The 24,278-nt window shown below is 30.8% G+C and carries 22 protein-coding genes, 3 tRNA genes and 1 pseudogene; 9 read left to right on the top strand and 17 right to left on the bottom strand.

Annotation, left to right across the window (positions count from 1 at the left end; all coding sequences use genetic code 11):
• The first annotated feature begins 92 nt into the window (after positions 1-92).
• The 4 genes from H2O64_RS08290 to H2O64_RS08305 are packed head-to-tail and all read left to right on the top strand — an operon-like array spanning position 93 to position 5,342.
• The gene (locus H2O64_RS08290; protein ID WP_187561720.1) at positions 93-2,816 is read left to right on the top strand and encodes a coiled-coil domain-containing protein; all 2,724 of its coding nucleotides are present in this window, start codon (positions 93-95) and stop codon (positions 2,814-2,816) included.
• Entirely contained in the window at positions 2,806-3,630 is an 825-nt protein-coding gene (locus tag H2O64_RS08295; RefSeq protein ID WP_187561721.1) for a Wadjet anti-phage system protein JetD domain-containing protein, read from the top strand. The genes H2O64_RS08290 and H2O64_RS08295 overlap by 11 nt, the downstream gene beginning before the upstream one ends.
• On the top strand, positions 3,623-4,846 hold the full coding sequence (locus H2O64_RS08300) for a hypothetical protein (protein WP_187561722.1): 1,224 nt from the start codon (positions 3,623-3,625) through the stop codon (positions 4,844-4,846). The genes H2O64_RS08295 and H2O64_RS08300 overlap by 8 nt, the downstream gene beginning before the upstream one ends.
• Positions 4,827-5,342, top strand: a complete 516-nt coding sequence (locus H2O64_RS08305; protein ID WP_187561723.1) for a condensin complex protein MksE — start codon at positions 4,827-4,829, stop codon at positions 5,340-5,342. The genes H2O64_RS08300 and H2O64_RS08305 overlap by 20 nt, the downstream gene beginning before the upstream one ends.
• 1,199 nt (positions 5,343-6,541) lie before the next feature.
• Here H2O64_RS08305 and H2O64_RS08310 read toward each other — a convergent pair.
• The 8 genes from H2O64_RS08310 to H2O64_RS08345 all read right to left on the bottom strand — a co-directional run bounded on the left by H2O64_RS08310 (position 6,542) and on the right by H2O64_RS08345 (position 11,697).
• Positions 6,542-6,727 carry an OPA3 family protein gene (locus H2O64_RS08310; RefSeq protein WP_187561724.1) on the bottom strand — a complete coding sequence of 62 codons (186 nt, stop codon included), beginning with the start codon at positions 6,725-6,727 and terminating at the stop codon, positions 6,542-6,544.
• 884 nt (positions 6,728-7,611) lie between these two features.
• Positions 7,612-8,196 (bottom strand): hypothetical protein, encoded by a 585-nt coding sequence (locus H2O64_RS08315; protein WP_187561725.1) that lies wholly within the window; start codon positions 8,194-8,196, stop codon positions 7,612-7,614.
• A 49-nt stretch (positions 8,197-8,245) separates the two neighbouring features.
• Positions 8,246-8,452: a hypothetical protein gene (locus tag H2O64_RS08320; RefSeq protein ID WP_187561726.1), complete on the bottom strand. Its 207-nt coding sequence runs from the start codon at positions 8,450-8,452 to the stop codon at positions 8,246-8,248.
• 30 nt (positions 8,453-8,482) lie between these two features.
• On the bottom strand, positions 8,483-9,574 hold the full coding sequence (gene gwsS / locus H2O64_RS08325) for a grasp-with-spasm system SPASM domain peptide maturase (protein ID WP_187561727.1): 1,092 nt from the start codon (positions 9,572-9,574) through the stop codon (positions 8,483-8,485).
• A 171-nt stretch (positions 9,575-9,745) separates the two neighbouring features.
• Positions 9,746-10,696 (bottom strand): ATP-grasp domain-containing protein, encoded by a 951-nt coding sequence (locus H2O64_RS08330; RefSeq protein WP_187561728.1) that lies wholly within the window; start codon positions 10,694-10,696, stop codon positions 9,746-9,748.
• The gene (locus H2O64_RS08335) at positions 10,674-11,165 is read right to left on the bottom strand and encodes a hypothetical protein (RefSeq protein ID WP_187561729.1); all 492 of its coding nucleotides are present in this window, start codon (positions 11,163-11,165) and stop codon (positions 10,674-10,676) included. The genes H2O64_RS08330 and H2O64_RS08335 overlap by 23 nt, the downstream gene beginning before the upstream one ends.
• 74 nt (positions 11,166-11,239) lie before the next feature.
• The gene (locus H2O64_RS08340; protein ID WP_187561730.1) at positions 11,240-11,455 is read right to left on the bottom strand and encodes a hypothetical protein; all 216 of its coding nucleotides are present in this window, start codon (positions 11,453-11,455) and stop codon (positions 11,240-11,242) included.
• Between the two features lie 59 nt (positions 11,456-11,514).
• A complete protein-coding gene (locus H2O64_RS08345) occupies positions 11,515-11,697 on the bottom strand; it encodes a hypothetical protein (RefSeq protein ID WP_187561731.1) in 183 nt (60 codons plus the stop codon).
• A gap of 379 nt (positions 11,698-12,076) precedes the next feature.
• Here H2O64_RS08345 and H2O64_RS08350 point away from each other — a divergent pair, with 379 nt between their 5' ends.
• Positions 12,077-12,496: a hypothetical protein gene (locus H2O64_RS08350; RefSeq protein ID WP_187561732.1), complete on the top strand. Its 420-nt coding sequence runs from the start codon at positions 12,077-12,079 to the stop codon at positions 12,494-12,496.
• On the opposite strand, the gene H2O64_RS08355 is transcribed toward H2O64_RS08350, so the two are convergent.
• The 3 genes from H2O64_RS08355 to H2O64_RS08365 are packed head-to-tail and all read right to left on the bottom strand — an operon-like array spanning position 12,493 to position 13,589.
• Positions 12,493-12,684, bottom strand: coding sequence for a hypothetical protein (locus H2O64_RS08355; RefSeq protein ID WP_187561733.1), 192 nt, complete (start codon positions 12,682-12,684; stop codon positions 12,493-12,495). The two genes, H2O64_RS08350 and H2O64_RS08355, sit on opposite strands and share 4 nt — an antisense overlap.
• Positions 12,671-13,447: a hypothetical protein gene (locus H2O64_RS08360; protein WP_187561734.1), complete on the bottom strand. Its 777-nt coding sequence runs from the start codon at positions 13,445-13,447 to the stop codon at positions 12,671-12,673. The genes H2O64_RS08355 and H2O64_RS08360 overlap by 14 nt, the downstream gene beginning before the upstream one ends.
• On the bottom strand, positions 13,425-13,589 hold the full coding sequence (locus H2O64_RS08365) for a hypothetical protein (RefSeq protein WP_187561735.1): 165 nt from the start codon (positions 13,587-13,589) through the stop codon (positions 13,425-13,427). Before H2O64_RS08365 ends, H2O64_RS08360 begins: the two co-directional genes overlap by 23 nt.
• Positions 13,590-14,430: 841 nt before the next feature.
• On the opposite strand from H2O64_RS08365, the gene H2O64_RS08370 reads away from it, so the two are divergent.
• Together H2O64_RS08370 and H2O64_RS24360 are read left to right on the top strand one after the other, a co-directional pair.
• Positions 14,431-14,631: a hypothetical protein gene (locus H2O64_RS08370; protein ID WP_187561736.1), complete on the top strand. Its 201-nt coding sequence runs from the start codon at positions 14,431-14,433 to the stop codon at positions 14,629-14,631.
• Positions 14,588-15,400, top strand: a pseudogene (locus H2O64_RS24360) (recombinase family protein); the annotation flags it as partial. The gene H2O64_RS08370 and the pseudogene H2O64_RS24360, both read left to right, overlap by 44 nt.
• 742 nt (positions 15,401-16,142) lie before the next feature.
• Here the strand turns inward: H2O64_RS24360 and H2O64_RS08385 are convergent.
• The 4 genes from H2O64_RS08385 to H2O64_RS08400 form a co-directional block, all read right to left on the bottom strand.
• Positions 16,143-16,216, bottom strand: a tRNA-Arg gene (locus tag H2O64_RS08385).
• A 17-nt stretch (positions 16,217-16,233) separates the two neighbouring features.
• Positions 16,234-16,308 (bottom strand) — tRNA-Pro (locus tag H2O64_RS08390).
• A 28-nt stretch (positions 16,309-16,336) separates the two neighbouring features.
• A tRNA-Ser gene (locus H2O64_RS08395) sits at positions 16,337-16,425 on the bottom strand.
• Between the two features lie 151 nt (positions 16,426-16,576).
• On the bottom strand, positions 16,577-18,667 hold the full coding sequence (locus tag H2O64_RS08400; protein ID WP_187561737.1) for an HD family phosphohydrolase: 2,091 nt from the start codon (positions 18,665-18,667) through the stop codon (positions 16,577-16,579).
• A gap of 131 nt (positions 18,668-18,798) precedes the next feature.
• Here H2O64_RS08400 and H2O64_RS08405 point away from each other — a divergent pair, with 131 nt between their 5' ends.
• Both H2O64_RS08405 and H2O64_RS08410 read left to right on the top strand, forming a co-directional pair.
• Positions 18,799-19,977 (top strand): acetyl-CoA C-acyltransferase, encoded by a 1,179-nt coding sequence (locus tag H2O64_RS08405; protein ID WP_187561738.1) that lies wholly within the window; start codon positions 18,799-18,801, stop codon positions 19,975-19,977.
• Between the two features lie 34 nt (positions 19,978-20,011).
• A complete protein-coding gene (locus H2O64_RS08410; protein WP_187561739.1) occupies positions 20,012-20,758 on the top strand; it encodes a C40 family peptidase in 747 nt (248 codons plus the stop codon).
• On the opposite strand, the gene H2O64_RS08415 is transcribed toward H2O64_RS08410, so the two are convergent.
• Entirely contained in the window at positions 20,751-21,374 is a 624-nt protein-coding gene (locus H2O64_RS08415; RefSeq protein WP_187561740.1) for a hypothetical protein, read from the bottom strand. The two genes, H2O64_RS08410 and H2O64_RS08415, sit on opposite strands and share 8 nt — an antisense overlap.
• Positions 21,375-21,386: 12 nt before the next feature.
• Positions 21,387-24,260 carry a type 2 lanthipeptide synthetase LanM family protein gene (locus H2O64_RS08420; protein WP_235982812.1) on the bottom strand — a complete coding sequence of 958 codons (2,874 nt, stop codon included), beginning with the start codon at positions 24,258-24,260 and terminating at the stop codon, positions 21,387-21,389.
• Positions 24,261-24,278 lie beyond the last annotated feature (18 nt).

A 24,278-nucleotide genomic window follows, 5' to 3' on the forward strand; every position in this document is an offset into this window, starting at 1 on the left:
TGTGTAGCTGATTAATGATTATATTTTTGTTGACATTCACTATACTAATCCTAGAAAAACTAAAAAGTTGTTTTGCTAACACTCAAAAAGAAATGCTAAATAAAATTGTAATCATAAATTCTGAACTATATGCAAAAGCTAGTATTCATGTTGGAGAAAGTTCAAGTATTCAAATTGCAGCCGAAAATAATGTTGGAAAAAGTTCTTTCATTAATGCGCTAAACTTCTTGTACATTACTGATAAAGACCAAATGCGATTTGAAGATGATAGAAAATTGTCCGATTCAATGAAACATTATTTTGATGGAACTAGTCTTCATAGTTTTATAATCTTTGAAATATTAAAAAATGGCTACTATTCTATTCTTGTAAAAGCAACGCCAGAAAACACAATAGAGTATTATAAAATTACGGGAGAATATGATGAATCCTGTTTTGTAGAAACAAACAATGGAAAATTTAAAGCAAGAAGATGGAATAATGTTCTTCAATTACTTACGCTTAAAAACCCAACAGATGTTCCTATTAAACTCTCAAATGAAGAATTATACAATTTAGTTTACAATTCTGATAAAAATAAAAACCCTGTAGTTTGGCTTAAAAAAAATGTAAAGAGAAACGGAAGAAAATCATTCTCAAATAACTTCACAGACATTTACAGACACTTAATTAGAACTAGCGATATTAATGAGAAGTCATTTAAAAATGCTCTTTTGGTAGCAGATGGTCAACAACACATTCCTTTAAATGTACTTTCCAGTACTAGTTTTGAAAAAATTGAAGAGTTTGAGAAAAAGAAAACACATCTTCAACATTTAATTTCGATTAAAACAGATTTCGAAAAACTAAAACTACTTAATGACGAATTTATAAGTCAAGAATCAATTCTAGGTAAATTAAAAAATACGTTTCTAAAAAAATTCAACACAGTTGAACAAGAGTTAACAGAAAAGACGGATGATAATAGTGAGCTTTCCATTTCAATCAAAGATTTACAAACCAAAATAGATGTAAACTTAACTCAAGAAAGAGATATTTTAATAAGTGCTAAAACTACATTAGAAAACAAAATCACCACACTTATAGATGAAAATAAGCTAATATTTAAAGAATTAGACGAACTAAAAGAATATGAACCGACTACAGATAATTTACTTTATCAAGGCTTAAAGAATAATTTAAAGGACGAAGAAAAAAAACATACTGATTTAGTTTCTAAACTAAGTCAATTGGAGCGAAGTAAATTTACTGAGAGAGAAATTTTAGATGCTATTAGAAATCTAAAAACTAATATTGATAAAAAAGAAAATGCGATTAAACGCTTTGACAATCTACTTTATCAGAACATTTCTAAAGACGAGGAAACAATCAAAAAGATTTATTCTTTTTTAAATCGAGATATAGCGGAACTTGATAAATCTAAAATTATAAAAGAAATTACAAATTCCGATTTCCCTTTACAATTTTTTGACGGCTTAATAGATGTTACAGATGTTGAGATACAGAAAGAGCTTCCTACAATCAAAAACCTTCAAGAAGAACTCTTAGTTAAAGAAAAAGAATTAATAGAAAAAAAATCTCAATTACAAATTGTACAAAATAGAAAAGGTGTTGAAAAGGAAATTCAAGCATTAAGTAGTTCAATTAAAACCAATTCAGAATTCCTAAAAAGAATTGACAAAAAACCTGAATTAAAACTCAAAAATGAAAGTAACGAAAAGGCGATTGAAGTTCTTGAAAAAGAACTAAAAAATAATGCTCAAAAAATAACAGATAAAGATTTAGAAATTGGCAAAACAAAAAATACCTTATCACTAAAAATAAAAGAAAGAACCAAATACAAAGATGACTTAGCTAATATTAAGAAACAATATCAAGAAATATTCGATTCAAGAGATATTTATGAAGTTGAAGAGATTTTAGATATTGAATTTGAAAAAATATCAGAAGATTTTCAATCAAGATATAAAAAATTTCTACGCATTAAAGAGAATAGAAATAATCTAAAAAATGATTTACACAATGTTTTGAAAATGGATGTGAAAGACATTAAAAAATTCATTCGAGATGTTGATGAAGAAATGATAAACATTCCTCAAACTGAAAAAGTTATAAATAACCTTTTAGATACACTTTCCCACGAAATTGGAAGTCCAACACATTCTTTTATTACACAATACAATGATTTTAAAACTTTTGTTTCGAGAAGTTATAATCAAAGGTTAGCAGAATATCCTATCTCAAATATTCAGAGTGTTAAAGTAAAGATTGATGACAATACTGATTTAATCGAAGATTTAGAAAAAATTTCTCAGCTCAAATTCTCAGACGGTTTAGACTTTAATAATGAAAATTCAGAATCAAAAGAAGCATTACAAAGACAACTAACAAACAGTAATGGTAAAGCAATCAACATAGTTGATTTATTCAAAATAAATGTAGAGATAACTAAAGTTACTGGCAAGACTGAAACTATAGACCTTTCTAAACAAGTACAATCAAGAGGAACTAATATTGTTTTAAAACTATATTTATTCTTAAATATTCTAAAAGAATTAGTTCATAATAATATTGAAAACCGTACAATAATTTATGTAGATGAACTTGATGCAATCGGTCAAAAAAACGTCAAGCATTTAATCCAATTCTGTAAAGTAAATCATTTTGTCCCAATTTTTGCGTCACCTAGAAAAGTTGAAGGGATTGAGAAATATTATTTATTAAAAGAACCTCAAACAGATTCGAAAAATAGAAGGAAAAAGATTTCATTTGGCGAGCTACAATCGTTCCCAGTAATTTATCGTAATGCAGAATAAGACTTTTTATAACTTCATATTAAAACTTTTAGAAGAAGGAAAAATTAACTCTTCCTCTATTAGTGCGTCTGTTAAAAAAAGTGGCGACTTTAAAACTTTACTTAATGGTAATTTTATTTCCTATTCGCAAGCTGTTACAGGTGGTGGAAGTTATATCTTAAACGATAAAGAAAATTTGCAACTATTTTTCAAAAGCAAGTTTCCTAAAGAACTTCAAGATAGTTATTCTGCTGTTGGCAATATTGGAACATATAGAAACACAAAAACAGGAAAAAGAAAGAGTCAAAATGTAATCTTAATAAGAGGTTTTAAAAACATTAAGATAAATTCTGAAATTGTAGATTTAGAAAAATCAACTAATTTATTTGGTACTTTTTGTGCTCAAGTAAATAATTTAGAAACAGATAAAATTTGTATTGTAGAAAATTTAGATTCATTTCTCTTATGCGAAAAAGTAATTGATAATAATTTTGTGTTTATCCATACTTATGGTGGTTTAGGAAAATCCGTTTTGAATAAGTTAAAAGCAAAAGAAGTTCTTATTTTTCCTGATTACGACTACAAAGGATTGCAAAACTATTTGATGGTTAAAAAAGTCTTTCCAAATGCAGAGATATTTATTCCATCGAATTACGAAATACTTTTTAATACATTTTCAAGAACAATTAAAACAAAACAAGGAAGAGAGCAAAACCCAAGTAAAGAAGTAAAAGAATCGACTGACGAGAATGTTGTAAAAATTAGGACAGACATTTATAAAAGTAAACGCTTTTTAGAACAACAAGCATTATTTGTAAAATATAAAGATGATTAAGTTATCAGGTAAATACATATTAAAATTTCTGCAAAATCATTATGAATTTGTACAGGAAGCTTTTAACTCTAGTAAGCCAGACTTTATTATAGATAACGATATTCTTGAAAAATTAATTGAAGAATATAATATCAGTAATGACCCTAAGATTTCAATAACAAAACTAATTGATGTTAAGTTTTGCAGACAGCTTCCAACAAAAGACTATAAATTAGATATTCACTATACTTCTTTTTTGCAATTTATTTTTGATGATTTTACACTTGATTTACCTCAAACTTTAAAAGATAGATACAGGACTATTTTTGAGCTATTTACGGAATTAAAAACAACAAACAAGCCTAACAAAATAATTGTTCTTATTCAAAGTATTATAACTGTAATTGATGTATTTCTAAATGATATTCATAGACAAACCCAAAGGCTATTAAGCGACACAGAATCATTAAAAGTAAATGCAGATGAATATTCTGATTTATCAAAAAGATTAGAAAAAGCAGTTTTTTGGATTGACGAATACATTGAACCACTTAATAAGATTTTAGAAAAAGGACATCCTGAATCATTTTATTCAGCTCTTGTTGAAATCCAAAAATATACCAGCGAAAAACAATATGTTGCCGACAGTTTTAAGTTAAAGAGAGAATATAAAAAACTTTATGGTTCTGTAATATACGCCCGTGCCGAATTAGACCATAATTTACAAAAACTAACAAGAGAATTAAGACCACTATTAGACCGAATTAAAAATGATTCTATCATTTTAAGTGGATTTTATCATTTTGTGGAAAATGTAGATTATCCAGAAAACTATATAGTACCATTACCAAATCCAATTAAGAAAACCAAAGGAAGTGCAATATTCAAAGAATTTCATAGTGAAGCAGAATTTTTTGTAGATCAATTCATTTACAAAACTTCTGACATTTATTATGAAGAGCAGGTTGAAGAACAAGAATGGCTTCCAGATTCAACATATTTTAAAGAACAGCTATTAAAAGAAGATAAAGTTGAAGATTTTTATTTGTGGTGTTTTGATGCTTTGAAAAAACATACTGATGAAATTACATTATCGAAATATTTTTCTATTACCAACCTTTTATTGGAAGAAGATTTGGTGGCTGAATATAAAGAAGACGATAGAATTACAATTGAGTTAAAAGACGCTTCTATAAAAATACCTAAAGTGCGAGTTTATGAAAGAGTATCCAAGTGAGCATAAAAAAATAGTTAATGAATTATTAGACGGAAAATTCATTATCTCACCAAGTCCATTGTTTTATACAATACAGGAACTTGAAGATGAATACACAGAGTTTTTCGAAAAATCATTTAATTTCAAATTAAATATTGAAGCGGATTTTAGCTACTTATCTTCTAATGAAGTAAACGAAAAAAGAACACGTGATTTTACTTTATTCCTAGCCATACTTTCAAGAGAATTGGATTATTCAGGTAAAAATTTTAGAGATAAAATAGAAGTAGGCTCTTTTGATATTAGCGAAACTAAAGAATTATTAAGACAATCTAGTAAATGGGAGATTTTAGAAAAAACTACAGTTTCCGAATTTGATAAATTTATCAAGACATGGAGAAATAAGAATTTAATTATTATTAATGGAAATAAATTCAAATTTACTAAAGCTGTCAAGCTGTTTTTCTCATTTGCTATTGATATAGCAAATGAAAAATTGATGGAAAATATGGGTTAGTGCCATTATTAATAAAAATTTGGGACACTCTATAATGTGTAGACAAATTTTAGGACGATACCTATGACATCAGCAACAAAACTTGTAGTCTAAGCAACAAGAAATATAGCATCAGCAACAAAACTTGTAGTCCAAGCAACAAGAATTATGGTATCAGCAACAAAACGTAATTGCTATCAATTAGAATCAACTGAAATCAATGCTTTTCAACTAAAAACTATACCTTTTCTAATTAAGTGTTGATTTTACAAGTTATTCAATACCATTAATAAGAATATTTGGAAACGAAAAGCAATCCGTAAACGGCAACGCTAGCAACAAAACTTGTAGCCCAAGCAACAAGAAATATTACAGCAGCAACAAAACACAACAACTTGCAACAAAACGCAATAACACATAAGCTTATAAAAAATCACCTGATTATAAGGGCATTACGTTCCATTTCTAATTTTGAAATTAGAGATTTGCAACAAGAAATATTGCAACAGCAACAAAACGTGTAGTCCTAGCATTAAGAAATAGTCCAGTAGCAACAAAACGCTACAACGATTTGCAACAACATGCAACAACTTGCAACAAAACAAAAAAAAACCTCAGTCAGGTATGAACTGCACCCGAAAAGTTGGGGGGTTTTAGGGAAAAGAGTACTATTATTATACTACAAAAAGAAAAACACCAACTAAAACAAAGAGTACCAAAAATATTGCTGCGGACAAAAACCCAACAACAAATCCTTTAATAAATATTGTTTTCTCTTTATTCATATTCATTTCCCGTAAAAACGGGAATCTTGTTTTTTATCCGTAAAAGCGAGTATTTACTTTATTTTTATGATGACAAGGCGGCTAGGTACAACCTTACATTTCACCCCATACCGCCCTGTTTGTCTAAAAACAGTAATTAGACATGGGCTGTTACCCCAACCCAATCATAACATACCGATAGTACTACTTGTAGCTTACCCAAGTAGCACCCACCAAAAACTTAATAAAAGTAAAATACGGTATGCTATCCTTAGTTCTCGTGAAAACTGATTTTTTTAAGGTAGCAAAGCGACTATTTTTAAAACTACCATGTTAAGCCGCTTTGCCTGTCTGAGGGTGATAGACACCGATTTTCCCTTCTTAAAAAAAAATCGAACCTCTTGCATACTCAGTATTACGAACCTTTGTACACAATCCTAGTAATTACTAGGGATTTTATTTATTTTTTCTCAGTTCTTCTTCAATATCATCATCTACTTTATTTCGTTTTTTAGGGGTATACTTTTTATTTTTTCTAAGCCAATAGAAGTATACAATCAATCCAATTGCAATAACTATTAATTCGCCAATAATTAAGTATTTATAAAACGTAACGCTGAAATTCATTTTGTTTGTTTTCATTCATATTAATGGCTATTAATAGCAATGATATCGAGGGTAAACATGAAAAAAATTAATTATATCATGTATTTTCAATTTCTTTATTTTTTAACTTTTCATTTCTAATAATAATGGTATATGTATCATTTATTCGACTATTGTTATTGGAAATGAGATAGTGTATCTTATTGATTGAATCATTCTTTTTAAAAATTTTATAAACAAAAAATAATATTATTAGATTCAATATTAATAGGAGAACTAATGTTGTTAGTAAAAAAATTGTCATCTTATTTATTTTAAATTTATAAATATACTAGCTGTATCAATTAATGTTATTCTTGATGTTTTAATGTATGCTCAATTTGCAAATCAACTTTGTTAAACCGTCTGTTTTTATAATTGTTGTAACTTAGTTTAGCCACAATTATGACTACTATCACACTGACTACAATTAAGATGATCTCCTGTGCGGATAAACTTAAAATGATTCCTTTAATTTTTGATTCCATTGTATTTTGTAGGTTAAAAAAAGACATGGGTATAACTTGCTGTGTTATACACAACTTCGGATAATTATGAAAAAAGTGAGTGTTTTTGTTTCTTATTAGCAGATAAAATATTCTGCCTAATTCTTATTTTATGACTTTATTTTAAATTTAGAATGCTATTATATACCTTTAAAAGTTTTGAGTATTTATAATAAACCCTATTTTTGTTTAGTTAGCAAGACGACGATAAAATTATTAAGCCATCAATCGCCTTGCCCTAAACAGCAGAATTCGACTAAAATTCTGCAATCAATAACACGTTTTGAATATAGCACTTGTATTCGGAGAAGTGCACTCTAATTAACTTATCATGAAAAAATGAATTCATTCTTAACGTGTTATTTTTAACCAAAATTAATTTACTTGTATTTGTATTTGATCTGTTTCATTTTGTTTTCTGCCGCCAATATGCCACTTAATATATTTGTAATCTCCTTCAACGATACGACCCGCTAATTTTTCTTTTTCTATGATCTTATCAATTTCTTTCCAATACTTTTTAGGAGAATGACCAAAAATTAAAAAAGGAGCAGCATAGTTTTCACATTCTAATTTCTCCGTGTCTGGAAATCCATATTTTTTAACAATTTCCAATAGTTTTTCAGTCGCTTTGTAATCAAGTTCTTTTTGCAATCTCATTAGAGAATCTTGCTCCCGTTCTGATATTTTTGGCTTTGAGTCTGTAATTTTTCTTGCAATTTTCCCGAATGCTATTTGTTCTTCTTTGGGGAGTTTTGCATATTCAGAACGGCTCAAATTGTTTGCTCCTATTAAAGAATCTAAGACAACGAAAAACGGATCTTCTAATTCTTCTAAACCCCTATAATATTGATCTTGCAAATGTAAATTTGATAAGACATTACATAGTTCAGAATCGGTCATTTTCTTTTCTGCCTTACATGAAATGAGAACAATAAGTAACAGTAGAATTTTTTTCATAGTTTAAGTTTTTAAAAGGGAATTTAATGAAATCCCCTTTTTCAGTATTTTACGCAATCATTGGTTGTCCCATTGTTCCAACTCTTCCATCGTCAAAAAATATAGTATCTCCTTTGTCTAGCTTACCATTATCATTATCGTCAAAATAGGAGTCTTTTCCCGTTCCGCTTGATGAAGTCCATGTTGTAGAGCAACCATAACCAGTTATGTTATGTGCTTCTGTTAAACTGATTTTTTTTGAATTTAGTTTTTCCATTAGTAATAAAATTTAAGTTCCTTACTCTGTTTAAGGCTTTTCAGTATCCGCCTGTAATTTATAATATGTGATAGCTTCTTTTTTTAATGGATTTATACTCCAATCTTCCCATTCATTAGTATACGGACTATAACCACATTTTAGCGGTTTAGAAAATTCATCTGTTGGATTTTCTTTGTATGCTCTGCAATCTGTACAGATATGACGAAATTCACAGTCTTTACATACCAAAATTTGATCTTTTGTAATACTCCATACTTTTGTGAAATCTTTATCAGTTACAATGTCTTTCAATTGAGTGTCATTGACTGAACCAAATCCTTTCTGCATAGATGGGCAGTTTTTGATATTTCCATTTTTATCGATTGAAAGTTTCTTATTTAAACATGAATTATGATTTACACTTTCTGTAAAAGCTTTCATGTTTGCAGCAAAGAAATTTTGACTTATTTTTCCACAACATAGCTCACTTTCATAGTGCTGTTTTGTATACATTATATACGCTTTAGTGTTTCCACTTGGCATTATATTTTGATTAAATGGACAGTTAAATACTCTTATAAAAGACACACGTAAAAATTTATGTTTTGCAGAATCTATCCACTTTTCAACATCTTTAAAAAAAGGTAGTAATATTTCTACCGATTGTATCGATGATTCGTTTTCTTTTAAGTAATCAAATATGTTTTCCAACACATCAACTCTTGCAACATCAAAATTTCTAATTTCTAAATGCCTACAATGCAAATCATCGAGTTGTTTTAAAACTTTGAGTACATCATAACTAGAATTTTTATCAATATCAATGATACTATTATTGATAATCGCAGGATCAGACCATTTTAATGATAATGGCGGAAAAATAGAGGTCTGTTTTGTAAAGAATATAAATTCGTTATCATACAGAAACTGAAAATATTCATCGATAATGTCATCAAACTCATTATGATACTGGTTTTTGATGTCATTGATAGTCTTGCCTTCATGATTTGTTAGTATATCATACAGATCATTTGGTATTGTCCTAACATCATTTCGTTGAAGATCACAAATAGTACTTCTATTAAAACCTTTTACAGTAACACAGTTCGCATATAATTTGAAAGGAGTATCAAGTTTCATCAAATGAGAATATTTTTGATATTGGTTTATAAAACTTTTCGGTTTGAACTTTATCAGATGTTATTTTTTTGATCGTGATAAACTGTTCTTTTTTTGAATGTTTAATTTTTGATTTTTCTGTAATCGTAGCCTTATGGAATGTCAAAGGCAATTGTTCTATTTTTTGAAGTTTCATAATTCCATAAATTCTTTTGCAATCGCTTCTTCTATGTAGTAATTACAATTCTTTGATAACCAATCAAATTGCCCCATTGGATTCACTTCTAAAAAAACATAATGTTCATCAATTGAATATATCATATCTATTGAACCCGTATTCAATTTTACTTTTCGTGTAAAATCTAGTAGTTGTTCTTTTATGTTTTTTGGTAAATTTATAGGAACACATCTGTTAGGAATTTCATCATTATAATTTCTATAATCAACTCTTGTTTGTTCGTCTTGTTGAGAAAAAATACCCATTGAAAAAAGATTATCTTCAATAAAAAATATTCGTATCTCAAATTCTTTCTCAATATATTCTTGCGCATAAATTGGCGCAAAATGATCATCCAATTCAGAAATCAATTCATCTGTAACTTTAAAAGTTCCTGTGGAATTAATACTTATATCATCCGTTTTGATATTAATAGCGTAGCGTAAATCTTTAGATATAATTTGATCGTACTTGGAATGAAAATCTAACAAACCTTTCTTGCTTGTTGTTACTATTGAATCGGGAATGTTCAAATTACATTCTTTAGCAGCTATTAAGTGATCTAACTTATAATTTTCGATTTCACTTATGTATGAACCAATATATTTTTTAGTAGTTCTTAAACTCGTTTCTATCGACTTAATAAGGCTATCTTCTTCTTTTTTGAGATAGGTTGTTACTTTTCCTAAATCGTTTAATGAATTAGGCAAATTTCTAAGCCTCCCACGCCTGTGCCATATTCCTGTAATAGCTTCTAAGTTTATATCGTTTATGGTTAAACTTATTGATTTGTTACTTACAGAAAAGTAATTCAGCATACTAAATTCTTCTGTATGCAATCTCAAAAAAACGATACCATAATAATTCAACCATTGAATTACAATATTTGTTGAAACATCATATTTACTGCTTATTAAGAGAATCATTTTCTTTGTTTGGAAGGTAGTTAATAGTTGGTTCTGGTCGTCCTTTTATATGCCAAGTAATAATACCATGTGCAGATTCGCTCATATTTCCCTTTTTCTTCTCCTCATCAATTAGGACTCTTATTTCTTCCCAATATTTTTCTGCTGAGTGCATAAATATTGCATAAGTAGCGGCTGACTTTATGTTAGAATTACTAGAGTCTACAAAGCCATGTTCTTTTACGATTTGTATAAATCTTTTGGTATTGTAATCATCAATATCATTTTGAACTTTCCACAATATTTTTCTTTCCTCCTTAGTTAATAAGTCTTTATTTTCAGTCAATAAAGAACCTCTTAAAAGTTGATCTCTGTTACAAATCAATTGTATTTCTTTGAGTAAGTCTGAATCTAATATCTTTTTAGGTTTTGATTCTTGACTAAAACCAAATAGCGAAAAAAAGAAAATCATATAAATTATATGTTTCATAAATTTAGTGTTGAATGCTACTTATAAAATACTTAGTTTTCATAAGTAGCATGGATAATAATTTGAATCAAAACTTATATTCTATTTATGGTAGGCGTTGTATGATAAAAATGAACAGACTCTCCCGAATTCCATTTACCATCTCCATTTGAATCTACATGTATATCACTTTCATAATCCATACCGCTTATAGTACCCGAACCCGTAGCAAGAATACCATCCCATCCGCCATAAACATCAGCAGTATCAATTTTTAAAGTTACTAGTTTATTTATGCTTTTTAATTTCATAGTGTATTAAGTTAAAATGTTAATTGTTTAGTTTAAATAAATCATCTTTTTGTAGACAATTAACTCATGGTTACTACAAATTCATCACCAGCACTCCATTGACCATCTTCGTCTCTATCAATGTGAGCATCTGTATACAAAGGTTTTTCGGGGTCACCTACATGTGTTTTGTAGACTTTAGTTCCTCCATAAACATTAGAAAGTTCAACCTTTCCAATTTGTTTTAAATTGCTTGTTTTCATATTGTATAAAATTAAATAAAGCCTACTCTATTGATTAGGGTTTTCAGCTACGCCCTTGTTAAAAATTAGTTGCAACACAATTTTAGAGACAAAGGGAATCTTTACACAGTACTTAACTACAAATAAACTAAAAAATTTCATAAAAAGTAAGGGGAATCTCCCTCTAATTTTAGGTAATTAATTCGGTTATTCGATTTTATCATAATGATTCAATTCTATTTGTTATCGAATCAGTTAGTAAATGATGACTAGCACATTTCTTTGCGCTTTATTTTAATACCTTTGGTTGATGACCAAAACAAATATAAGTAAAATTATATAAAAACAATAATAATCATACAAAATAAATAACATGGATATAAATCGTATACGAAAAGCTATGAAAGAATTAGATGTTAGCGGGTATAAAATCCAACAAGTAAGTAATGGTTTATTATCACAAGTTTCAGCTGATAAAATTAAAAATAGTGTAATTGATAATCCAAGAGAAAAATCATTAAAAGTATTAACTGATATTTTGTGTACTGAATTTAATGTGTCCCGTGAATGGTTAACAGAAGGTACAGGGGAAATGTTACTAGAATCTAATGACTCTAAAGATATATTTTTAGAGAAGCTTGGTGTTCGTTTTGAACTTATTGAGTTGGTAGATCATTTTGTAAAAAACAAAGAAGATTACTACAGTAAATCAGAATATTTAAAGTTATTCATAGATAACCTTGCAGAGCAAAAAATACGACAACGATTAATTGAATTTGGAATTATTCAACCACAAGAAACCGACAAAGAATCCAATTAAAACGCTAAATTAATACCTTTAGGTAAATGACTCAAATAATGGTCATTTTCTCTTTTCGTTCGCTCCACTTCTTTGCGGAGTTCCTCTACTTTTCTTTCGATTTCAAAAATTGCTTTGTTGGAAGAATCCTCTTTGAGATAACCAAGTTTGTGTAGTTGCTTTACCTTTTTTATATTACGATTCTTCATTGTAGGGTATTTTAAATTCCTCTATTTCTTTTGTATATCCATCAACATATTGTTCTTTCGTTTTAGTGTCACTTATAAAGTTCGGTGTTATGTTGATAATGAAATACCATAAACGCTTAAAGTTTTCCTTATGAATAAATATGATAGATCTTTTTTGAATCATCCATTTTAAAAAATACCGTGTTGCAATGCTCAAAATTACAGCAATAGCAAACATTGTAAAAATATAGGCTAAATAAGGTAAATCGGATTTTGGATAAAAAATCCAAACTAAATAATAAAATGCAATTGACATGAATACAAAAGAACAAAATTGATATGCCTTTCTTAATGATTCGTATTCTATTAGTTGAAGAGTTATATAAAACAGTATTGATAAAATAAGTAATACAATGAAAACACTTATTTGATAAAGAAAAACATTCATGTTTTTAAAGTAGAACACTTTTGATTTTTGCTTAACTAAACCGAGTTCTTTGTATTTCAAAATAGACTCATCATATAATCTAAGGTAATCAGTTAATAAAACGCTGTTTTCTTCGTCAAAATCATTTTTTGCAATTTCTCCACTAGAATACTGTTCGTTATTTAGTCTTAATTCTTTAAACTTACTATCCCTTTCTTTTTTGACTTTTGCATGTATTGATCTTGCTTGTGCTACTTCTGAGTTAGTAGTGGGAAAAAATACATGAGAGAAAACTGCAATAATAGAAATTATTGCAGTTATGTATAAAATAATTTTAGTCGTTTGAATCTTCTTCATCTTCGACTCCTGGAGCTGTGACGTCTCCTTTGTCTGTTGCTTGAAATTCTTCATATTCCTGTTCTTCTACACTATTAGGTGTACAGCTATTAAAAAATGATACTCCGAATACTAATGCACAGATACATACTAATTTTTTCATGGTTGATTGATTTAATAATTAACGTTAAATCAAATGTATATGAAATCAATAGTAGTCAGAAATTTACATCTTATAAATACCGTAAAGTTATTGCTAAAGTAGTAATATTATATAATTAAATATAATGTAAAATAAAGAATTTTCATTCATTTTATGTAATTATGGTTTTACCGTATGTAAGTTACGGTTATTAAAATTTGTAATAAAATAGACTAAAAGTATGTTTAGAAATAAGAAAATATTTTCTATTCATTTCTTCATAATATTTTTTTGATAGAAGCTACAGAAATCATAAAAACGTTTACCATAACAGAATAATCCATTTTTTAAATTTATCGTAAAACTAAAATTCTTTAGATAATAGAAGCTTCAATTGTAATGATTGGAGCTTTTTTGATTCTTAGGAATACCCTTTTCTATATCTCAACGACCTTTTGAGATAATAAATAGTATACAAAAGCCTACATTATTGTACGCTAGCTTGCAAACAATTCTTTTCGTATTCATATTTTCACTTAAATATTGACTATTTATTCGACATCATCCGACGCTATCCGACGCTATCCGACCCTATCCGACCAGAGTTATCTTCTTTCTAATAATCTTTATAGAAGTTTTAAAAATAAAATGAAATAAACAATAATTTAAAATAACAATGGTTCCCTTAAATAATAAAATTGTAAGATTTTAACTATTAATTAATCATAGAATAGTTGGTTTAGATTCCTATTTTTCGTAATATCGAATAATATGATTTCAAAAAATCTTACAATTTTCAAAAAGGGAATAACATCTTGTAGCTATGTAAGCGCTATGAGAAACAACACAGTAGTTCCTTTATATGAAAATAGCAAAAGACATAACAACATTAAAAACGATTTCTATTGAAGAATTAAAAAGCTTCGATGGTTTCGCTGATGTGTCTAATGAAGAAGCTATCGATACTATTAGTACCTTAAAAGAATTATCATTAATAACTCATAACATCATTACCAACTATGAGCAATCTGAATCAATTTCAAAGCTTCGCCAAGCGGAGTAAGCATACAACAATTCGAAATAACAAAGCAGTCATTTATACACGCGTTTCGGACATCAAACAACGAGATAACACAAGTTTAGACAGTCAATTAAAATACTGTATTGAATATGCCAACAAGAATGAAATGGATATTTGCGGCTATTTCGGTGGAACAAATGAAAGTGCCAAAACAGATGATCGAAAAGAGTTTCAACGATTACTTTCATTTGTAAAAACAAAAAAGATTTCACATATAATTGTGTACAGCACAGATCGTTTTTCAAGAGCGGGAGAAAGTGCAATTCATACCTTAGCCAAAATACGTCGCATAGGAATCAATCTCATAGCGGTTACACAACCCGCAGATACACAAACTTCCACAGGACGCTTTTATCAAAATCTAAACTTACTTTTCAGTAAGTATGATAATGACCAACGTAGAGACAAAACCATTACAGGAATGCGTCATCGTTTATTAAATGGCTATTGGATGGGAACTGCACCGATTGGTTATAAGAATATGCGAGACGAAAAGAACATTCCTATTATAATTCCAAGTGAAAAGGCACACTTAGTAAGAAAAGCTTTTGAATGGAAAGCCAATGAAAGCTTATCCAATGTTGAAATTGTGAAAAGACTTGAACAATACGGATTAAAAATATACAAACAACGATTAACAAACATGTTTCGAAATGTGGTGTATTGTGGACTAATTTCACACAGTCTACTAGACGATCAACTCATTGAAGGAAAACACAAAGCTATTGTTCCAAGAGATTTGTTTTTAAAAGTGCATGGTATTCAAGCAATGAATAATCATAAATCAAAACATAATATAGCGAACGAAAATTTACCATTAAAGGTATTTACAAAATGTGCTGCTTGTAAAAGTCCATTAACGGGTTATTTGGTAAAGAAGAAAAACATTTATTATTATAAATGTAAAACAGTTGGTTGTCCTTGCAACAAAAATGCAAATGATTTGCATGACAAGTTCAATGACATATTAAGCAACTATCAACTAGATAAAAAATACATTGCGCCACTAAAGATACAATTGAAGCATACCTTTGAATACTTCAATACAGCTAATGAAGATAATACAGCGCATTTAAAGTACAGTTTAAAGACTATTGATGAAAACATCAACAATATTGAAGAACGTTTTGTAATTGGTAAAATAGATGGTGCGTTATATCAAAAATATTCAAAGAAATACAATGAAGAAAAAGAAGAAATTCAAAAAGAAATACAAAAAAACAGTTTAGATAGTTCTAACCTCGAAAACTATATAGATAATTCAATAGATTTACTATGTAACTTGCACAATATATGGAGATTAGGAAATTATAATGAAAAACAAAAATTCCAAAAACTTATGTTCCCCGAAGGAATCACGTATGATCGTAAAAATGATGTAGTTCGAACCACTAAAGCAAATTCAATATTTGAATTAACACGCTCACTTTCAATAAGTTTAAGCAATAAAAAAAGCGGGCAAAAAAACAAAAATGTTAATTTGTCCGCTCTTGTGAGCCCGATAGGATTCGAACCTATGACCGCCTCCTTAGAAGGGAGGTGCTCTATCCAGCTGAGCTACGAGCCCGTAGTAACTCTAAAATGTCGGGGTGGCAGGATTCGAACCTGCGACCTCCGCGTCCCAAACGCGGCGCGATAACCGGGCTACGCTACACCCCGAATTGGTTATCTAATTATTAAAAAAAAGCGGAGAGACAGGGATTCGAACCCTGGGTACCTATTTCTAGGTACGACGATTTAGCAAACCGCTCCTTTCGGCCACTCAGGCACCTCTCCAATGTTTCTTATGATTTAAAGAACTTACGCAATCGTTAAATTGCGGTTGCAAATGTAACTTTTCATTTTAAATGAAACAACTATTTATGTGTTTTTTTAGTGTTTTTTTCTTCTTTTTTATGCAATATTTTAATTTTCAATTAACTACCGTTTATTCTGGATATTCAATTCGTAAATGATAAATGTTATTTAGCTTCTTTTTCAACACTTTTTTGATGGTTACAATTTCCTTTAACGTAATGTCTGCATTCATAAATTGCAATTCGTCCATTTGCTTGTCAATGATACGCTCTACAAACTGATCAATTTTTTGTGATGTTGGCTCTTTCAAACTTTTTGAAGCCGCTTCTACAGAATCTGCCATCATCAAAATTGCCGTTTCTTTTGAAAATGGAATCGGTCCCGGATATTGGAATTTTTCAATCGCTACATCTTCATCAATTTCTTTTGCTTTTTGATAGAAATAATATACGGTAGATGTTCCGTGATGCGTTCTGATGAAATCTATAATTCTGTCTGGTAATTTGTTGCTTTTTGCAATTTCAATTCCGTCCAATACATGATCAATAATCATGGAAGCACTTTCATCTGGTGCTAATTCGTCGTGCGGATTTACGGATGTTGCCTGATTTTCAATGAAAAATGTCGGATTGTTCATTTTTCCAATATCATGATACAACGCTCCTACTCTAACCAACATGGTGTTTGCGCCTATTTCACTTGCTGCAGCTTCCGCCAGATTTGCCACTTGGAGCGAGTGATGAAACGTCCCTGGCGCTTCATTAGCAAGTCGCCTCAAGAGTTTGGAATTGGTGTCTGAAAGTTCTAACAGCGACACATCTGACACGAGTCCAAATATCTTCTCATAGATATAAATTAACGGTTGTACAAACAACGTTGCCAATCCACACAACATAAATTGCATGAAGTAAATCCAAGTTACATGTACTTGTCCTAATTCGTTTCTACTAAATACTTCTGAAAATTTAATCCCGCCTTCATGCGTGATGTAAAACGCAAAATACGCTACAATATAAATCAACGTAATCTGTCCGACAGAAATAAAGAGATTCGCTCTTTTATACAATTCAGAAACCGTTAAAATGGTGACAATTCCCGCGATGATTTGCAAAAAGATATATTCTGAGCTATTCGGCACAATAAAACCAAGTAATAAAACGGTTAATACGTGTGCAAATAATCCCAATCGTGCATCAAAAAATGCTTTTAGAATTAATGGTAAAATACACAACGGCACTACATATACGTAGTTTGCATTGTATTTTACAACCAACGTTGTCAACACAATCATGAACACAATATTCATGAAGATAAACGTTACTTTGTTATTGTTTTCGTAGATCTCAGGACGGTATTTCCGAATGAATAACAACAGCATCAACAACGCCAATGCTACTAATATGATATACCCAAACACAATCCAATTATAATTAGATTCGTTCCATACTTGCGATTCGTATTCTTTTTTAAGTGATTTTAAAATGGCTAGTTTTTCGCCTTCAACCACTTCACCTTTGGCAATAATTCGGATACCTTCTTGTATGTTTCCTCGTGTGGGCGCTATGGTGCTTAATTCTTGCGTAAGCACACTATTCGTCATTTTTGTATCAATAGAAACATTTGGCTCTATCACATCAAAAAAGAGGCTGTACAACTGTGTTTCATAGTTTTCCAACACTTCTTGTCTTACAAAATCTTTGATATAATTTTGAAGATTATTTAGTTTTATAAATCCGTTATAACTCACATTTCGCTCCACATTGTCTTTTATCAATACTACTAGTTGATCTGTTTTAGAATCATCAACGGTATCAATAACTCCATTTCGGTAAAAACTTGTGAGCAATCTATTAGCTTTTGTTTTTAATTTTGAAAATGCCAGTGTTTCAAAAATGCTATCTTGTGAAAAAAGCTCGTTAAATTCTTCATTGAAGTCGTTTTCAACACGCTCTGCAATGCTTGTATCATAGGTATAATATGTTTTTGCATTTGCAGTAATGGTCGCTTTTTCAGCTTCTATCTCATCTGAAGTTTTTGTGATGGGAAAATCAAACTGCGCAATTAAAGTTTCATACTGCCAAGGTTTCCCTTTTTGGAACTCATATTGAAACTTTCCTCCTTTCGGAAAAAGATACACAACCAAAACTGTCGTAAGAATGTATAAAAAGGTTTTATAGACAAACGATTGGTTCTTATATAACTTGGTTATGATGTTCTTCATGAAACGAATATATGTTAATATTCAAAAATACTAAAATTAAGCGCGTGTTATTATCGCTTAAATTGATAAATTGTACGGATATCTTCTAAAAAATAATTAAATTCGCAGCAATTAAACTTTAAGCAAAAATCATGAGTAAAGAAGTTGTCATTGTAGCAGCTGCAAGAACTCCAATCGGAAGTTTTTTAGGCGCTTTATCCACTATACCGGCTCCAAAATTAGGAGCAACCGCTATTAAAGGTGCTTTGGCACAAATAAATTTAGCTCCAGAACTTGTTCAAGAAGTAATTATGGGAAATGTTGTTCAGGCTGGAACTGGACAAGCTCCTGCAAGACAAGCAGCTATTTTTGCTGGAATTCCAGATACTGTTCCTTGTACAACAATTAATAAAGTGTGTGCTTCAGGAATGAAAGCTGTGATGCAAGCTGCACAAGCAATTGCATTAGGCGATGCTGATATTGTGGTTGCTGGAGGAATGGAAAACATGAGTTTAATTCCACATTATTACCACGCAAGAACTGCAACAAAGTTTGGTCCTGCAAAAATGGAAGACGGAATGCAACGTGATGGTTTGGTAGATGTGTATGATAATGTAGCTATGGGCGTTTGCGCAGATGCGTGTGCCACTGAATATAAGTTTTCAAGAGAAGATCAAGATGCGTTTGCAATTCAATCGTACGAACGTTCTGCTAAAGCATGGGCAGAAGGAAAGTTTGCAAATGAAGTTGTTCCTGTGGAAGTTCCACAACGACGCGGAGAACCTGTAATTGTAAACGAAGACGAAGAATACAAAAATGTAAAGATGGAAAAGATTCCTGCTTTGCGTGCTGCGTTTACGAAAGATGGAACTGTTACTGCTGCCAATGCGTCTACAATTAATGATGGTGCTGGCGCAATGGTTTTAATGAGCGCTGAAAAAGCTGCGGAGTTAGGATTAAAAGTTTTAGCAACCATTAAAAGTTATGCAGATGCTGCACACGAACCAAAATGGTTTACAACTGCACCCGCAAAAGCACTTCCAAAAGCATTAGCAAAAGCAAATCTTAGTATTGAAGATATTGAGTATTTTGAGTTCAACGAAGCATTTTCTGTTGTCGGATTGGCAAATATGAAGATTCTTGGATTAACCGATAAAAACGTAAACGTAAATGGTGGAGCCGTTTCTTTAGGACATCCATTAGGTTGTTCAGGAGTTCGTATTTTAATTACTCTATTAAACGTTTTAGAACAAAACAATGCAAAACTAGGAGCTGCAGCTATTTGTAATGGCGGCGGTGGTGCTTCTGCATTAGTTTTAGAGAGAGCTTAATTTTTCAATTTTAAAAATCATCTGACTTTTATACATGCAATACGGAATTTGCAATTTGAGTATTGTTCCGCTTCGTGCCGAACCGAGTGATACAAGTGAACTTGTGTCGCAAGTGCTGTATGGAGAACATTTTAAAGTGCTGGAGCAACGTAAAAAATGGAGCAAGATTCGTATTGCATTTGATAAATATGAAGGTTGGATTGATAATAAACAATACTTAGAAGTTACCGAAGATATTTACAAAGAAAGTGACAAAGAAGATTTAATTTTGTCTGCTGACTTGGTGGAATTTATTACGGATGATTCACATTTAATGCCGATTCCTATTGGCGCCGTTTTAAATCCGTTGTCGCTGTTTGCACATCAACACGATGGAAATACGGTGAGTAAAATTTTCCCAAAAGAAAATATCATTAAAACTTCGTATATGTATTTAGGCGCGCCGTATTTATGGGGCGGAAAAACACCTTTCGGGATTGACTGTTCTGGTTTTACCCAAATGGTATACAAACTGAATGGCTATAAGTTACTGCGTGATGCTTCTCAACAAGCCACACAAGGTGAAGCACTGAGTTTTATTGAGGAAAGTGAACCTGGCGATTTGGCTTTTTTCGATAATGAAGAAGGCAGTATTATTCACGTTGGAATCATTATGGAAGATAATTACATCATTCATGCACACGGAAAAGTTCGTATTGATCGTATTGATCATTCAGGAATTTTCAATGTTGAGACACAGCGTCATACACACAGACTTCGTGTGATTAAGAAGATTATTTAGGTTGCAATATTTTTCTTCTTCTTAAACCAATTATAAACCCTATCAAGCCAATTAATAAACACGTACCAAACCAGAAAAATATTTGGTATTTGTCAACAAATGCTCTGTATCCAAATGTAAATAGGAACAATAGTAATCCTGTAATTTCCCAAGTTTTATCGCGCTCTAATCGCGGATGATTTGTGTAGGTAGGCTTTAAGTTGAATAGTACTTTTAATTCATTCCAATCCCACAAGAGCAACATAATATTTGCTAATAACATTCCGCCTGTAATGACTGGCGTAAACGCAAAATAGTACGATAGCGTAATGATGAAAATGTTTAGAATGATTGGAAAGTTGGCAATAGCGCCCAATTTCGCATAGCGTTGTGTCATTAATAAGAAACCAGCCAAAAGCTGTGCAATTCCTATAAATTTCCAGTACAATCCAGATTGATACAGAGTTTCAAAAAAATGCCAAGCACTATTTATTGGGTTTTCCGCACCACTTTCCAAAGTAAAACGTGTTCCTTTTATTTTGATAAGACTTGCAAAAACAAATGTTCCTCCTATTAAATATCGCGTGTAGATTACAAAAATCTGAAGCCATATTTTATCTTTTAATTTCGTTAACATCACTTTTATATTTTATGAACCCACAAGTAGCGAAGGTACAATATCCGGATACGCCATTCGTAAAAATTGATATCCAATACCTGTAACTCCAGTCATTAAACCTAAAGATTGAATGTTTTTTGAACCAATTTTCCAGCCTTCTTTTTCTATACTTTCAATGAGCGATTGTGCTATGTTTTGCAATTGTTTAGCTGTTTTTTCATCTTTGTAATACTGACTGTACTGAATAAGTAATTCTAAGTTTCCAAAATCGCCAAAACTTAACGATTGTTTTCCGCCAAATCCATTTTTTAATGTAGTTTGTAGTGCGATTTCTAAATCTTCTTTCAAGTTTGGAATTTCAATTCCCAGTTTTAGCATTTCTAAACGAGCCAGACCAATTCCTACTGCGCCATGCGCCCAAGTCGTTGCACACATTGTTTTTCCGGGAAAGCTATTTGTAATCATATCTCTGCAATCTTGCCAGTTTTGCTGATCTTCAACGAATAAGGTTTTTTCGTAGTTTAATGTTTTTTGTACAGTTTCAAGATATAATGGTTTTTGAGTTACCGCATAAAGTTTCGCGAATGCGAGTGCAAATCCAGAAGCGCCATGCGATAAACCACTTAGTGGAACTTTACTGATTATTTTCCAAGCCATCATTTCTCCAGAATACTGTGCTTTTTTAAGCAAATATGCTGCTGCTTTTTCAGCAAAATCTAAAGCTTTCGCAGATTTTGTTTCGTTATAGAAATTGATGTTTGCCACCATAAATCCTGCGGCTCCTTTTACCAATGAATAATCTTGATCTTTTTCAAGATGTGCTTCAAAATCGATCGTATTTAATAATTCTTCTGCCTTTTCTATACATGCATCATCTTCCCAAAGTATCGCTAGTTTTGTATAGAGATCGAGCATACTTCCCCAACCTGTGTATAATCCTAAGACATTTATGGAACTTTCCGAGACTTTAATTTTTTGCTCTAAATAGTTTATAGCATTGATTGCTATTTTTTTGAATTTTTCGTTGCCCGTTATTTTGTGTAGATATCCGAAGTATAAGATTTCTCCTGGCATTCCGCTAAATAAATCGTAAAAAGCGTCTGCTATTCTGTAATTGTTTCCTTCTAAATCTACCGCTTTAAAAACGAGCCAATTACACATATCATCTGTTAGGTTGATTGTGTTTGTAATGTAATCTGCAACTTTTAGACTTTCCGATAAAAGTGCTTCTTTTGACGGTTTTTGTTTGTTTTCATTTGGATTGATAGGTTCCGTAACCAGAATTTTGTTTTCGTTAGACACGTCAATTTCAAAGGAAGCATCAATAATCCACAATTGCCTTTTTAAGTCAGCTTCAGACATAGCATCAATTTTTTCAGAAACGGTTTCGATTCCTGTATTTTCAAAGAAGTTTTCTAAGTATTGGTCTTCTTCAACCCATAAATGGCGAGAGTTTACTTTTGTTGTAAATAATGGTACTTCTCTTTTCATTAAACTCGCTTCTTCATGCGGAACAAAATGTTCTGCTATACGATTTACTCTAATTTTCTCTGCTAGTATATGGAAGTGCTCTTGCGTGTTTTGCTCGCTTTCCATAATTGTAGGATGTGTACTTTCTTCTAAAAGATGCACATAAGCTACTGTGTTTCTAAATAATACGCGAACCTCATCATCTGCAAAGTTCAGTAATTCCGCTTTTACTTTTTCTTTATTATTGACAATGTGGTTATACATTTCTTCAAATCCCGACTTAAAAAATGGCATGTACTCTTTTGAAATGACTACTTTTTCATCGTTTAGTAACGGAATGTTATTTCCCCCTATTAAAAAGCCTTTATCCCTTACATACTCAATATCATCGCCATTCATTTTTAATACCATATTTGGCAATAGACCTTCTTTTTGATCGACATCTGTAAGCCCACTAATATCAGCTTTTCCATTGTCAGTTTGTATGGTGCTTGGTAAAATACCTGTTCTTAAAACAGATTTATTGGTTGCCTGGTTTGTTTCAGTTCCTTCAGTTGGAAAGTACGGATGAAAAAATGATTCTAAATCAATCAGTACTGGATGTGCTCCATGCGCAATGATGTTTTCGTAGTGAAAATCAGTAGCTTCTAATGTATAGAGAACTGCTAAGTATGCACCTGTTCTTTTGTAATATTCGTTAATTTCTTCAGCTTCTGTACACGATGTGTATGCTATAAATTCTACCCAACCATATTCTTTAAATCGAATTGATTTTGGTGTCAAAAACCCTATTTTTAATTCTTCATCCATTGCAGAAAGAAAGTTTGCAAAGTGTGCATCAATGGATAAGTTTCTTGGTTTGTAGATTAGTTTTTTACCTGATTTGAATTTGACCATCGCTACCGATTGTCCGCCACGATGTCTATCACCCATACCAAATGTAATGCGTTCTATTTCGCCTAATACTTCATTATTGAAAAACTGTTCTTGAATGGATTCGTAATCTTTTTCAAGTCGTGTTGCCAAAAGATGTGTTTGTCGCATCCAAACTGTTGCTTCATTTAACAACCATTTTTTTAGCATTGGATATTGATCCAAAATAAATGCTCTAATTTCTGGTTCTTTTAAATGATCACAATATGATTTTAATCGCTCTTCTTCTGTAGCTTCTGGAAACAACCCTTGATGTTTCAAAATTTTGTAACTCGCTATCAATGTTTTAAGTGACAAAGACAATAAATTACCTAATAGATTATAGATAATAACCTTTTCTTCGTTTACAAAAAGATTTGTGAATCGCGTATTCGATCTCGTTTTATACTCTTCAACAGTTTTATTGATAAGTGGTAAACAAAGGTTAAGTAAACCTGTTTGAAAGTTATTAGAAGAAAAGTCAATGAAGATTGAATCTTGTTTTTCAATAGTTAACGACATAGCAGCAATAAGTATATA

Source organism: Kordia aestuariivivens (assembly GCF_014397005.1).
In the GTDB taxonomy this organism is placed as follows: Bacteria; Bacteroidota; Bacteroidia; order Flavobacteriales; family Flavobacteriaceae; genus Kordia; species Kordia aestuariivivens.

Excerpts from the sequence above, each read along its gene's own strand:
- H2O64_RS08290 (WP_187561720.1), top strand. The coding sequence starts at position 93 with ATGCTAAATAAAATTGTAATCATAAATTCTGAACTATATGCAAAAGCT.
- H2O64_RS08295 (WP_187561721.1), top strand. The coding sequence starts at position 2,806 with ATGCAGAATAAGACTTTTTATAACTTCATATTAAAACTTTTAGAAGAA.
- H2O64_RS08300 (WP_187561722.1), top strand. The coding sequence starts at position 3,623 with ATGATTAAGTTATCAGGTAAATACATATTAAAATTTCTGCAAAATCAT.
- H2O64_RS08305 (WP_187561723.1), top strand. The coding sequence starts at position 4,827 with ATGAAAGAGTATCCAAGTGAGCATAAAAAAATAGTTAATGAATTATTA.
- H2O64_RS08310 (WP_187561724.1), bottom strand. The coding sequence starts at position 6,727 with ATGAAAACAAACAAAATGAATTTCAGCGTTACGTTTTATAAATACTTA.
- H2O64_RS08315 (WP_187561725.1), bottom strand. The coding sequence starts at position 8,196 with ATGAAAAAAATTCTACTGTTACTTATTGTTCTCATTTCATGTAAGGCA.
- H2O64_RS08320 (WP_187561726.1), bottom strand. The coding sequence starts at position 8,452 with ATGGAAAAACTAAATTCAAAAAAAATCAGTTTAACAGAAGCACATAAC.
- gwsS (WP_187561727.1), bottom strand. The coding sequence starts at position 9,574 with ATGAAACTTGATACTCCTTTCAAATTATATGCGAACTGTGTTACTGTA.
- H2O64_RS08330 (WP_187561728.1), bottom strand. The coding sequence starts at position 10,696 with ATGATTCTCTTAATAAGCAGTAAATATGATGTTTCAACAAATATTGTA.
- H2O64_RS08335 (WP_187561729.1), bottom strand. The coding sequence starts at position 11,165 with ATGAAACATATAATTTATATGATTTTCTTTTTTTCGCTATTTGGTTTT.
- H2O64_RS08340 (WP_187561730.1), bottom strand. The coding sequence starts at position 11,455 with ATGAAATTAAAAAGCATAAATAAACTAGTAACTTTAAAAATTGATACT.
- H2O64_RS08345 (WP_187561731.1), bottom strand. The coding sequence starts at position 11,697 with ATGAAAACAAGCAATTTAAAACAAATTGGAAAGGTTGAACTTTCTAAT.
- H2O64_RS08350 (WP_187561732.1), top strand. The coding sequence starts at position 12,077 with ATGAAAGAATTAGATGTTAGCGGGTATAAAATCCAACAAGTAAGTAAT.
- H2O64_RS08355 (WP_187561733.1), bottom strand. The coding sequence starts at position 12,684 with ATGAAGAATCGTAATATAAAAAAGGTAAAGCAACTACACAAACTTGGT.
- H2O64_RS08360 (WP_187561734.1), bottom strand. The coding sequence starts at position 13,447 with ATGAAGAAGATTCAAACGACTAAAATTATTTTATACATAACTGCAATA.
- H2O64_RS08365 (WP_187561735.1), bottom strand. The coding sequence starts at position 13,589 with ATGAAAAAATTAGTATGTATCTGTGCATTAGTATTCGGAGTATCATTT.
- H2O64_RS08370 (WP_187561736.1), top strand. The coding sequence starts at position 14,431 with ATGAAAATAGCAAAAGACATAACAACATTAAAAACGATTTCTATTGAA.
- H2O64_RS08400 (WP_187561737.1), bottom strand. The coding sequence starts at position 18,667 with ATGAAGAACATCATAACCAAGTTATATAAGAACCAATCGTTTGTCTAT.
- H2O64_RS08405 (WP_187561738.1), top strand. The coding sequence starts at position 18,799 with ATGAGTAAAGAAGTTGTCATTGTAGCAGCTGCAAGAACTCCAATCGGA.
- H2O64_RS08410 (WP_187561739.1), top strand. The coding sequence starts at position 20,012 with ATGCAATACGGAATTTGCAATTTGAGTATTGTTCCGCTTCGTGCCGAA.
- H2O64_RS08415 (WP_187561740.1), bottom strand. The coding sequence starts at position 21,374 with ATGTTAACGAAATTAAAAGATAAAATATGGCTTCAGATTTTTGTAATC.
- H2O64_RS08420 (WP_235982812.1), bottom strand. The coding sequence starts at position 24,260 with ATGTCGTTAACTATTGAAAAACAAGATTCAATCTTCATTGACTTTTCT.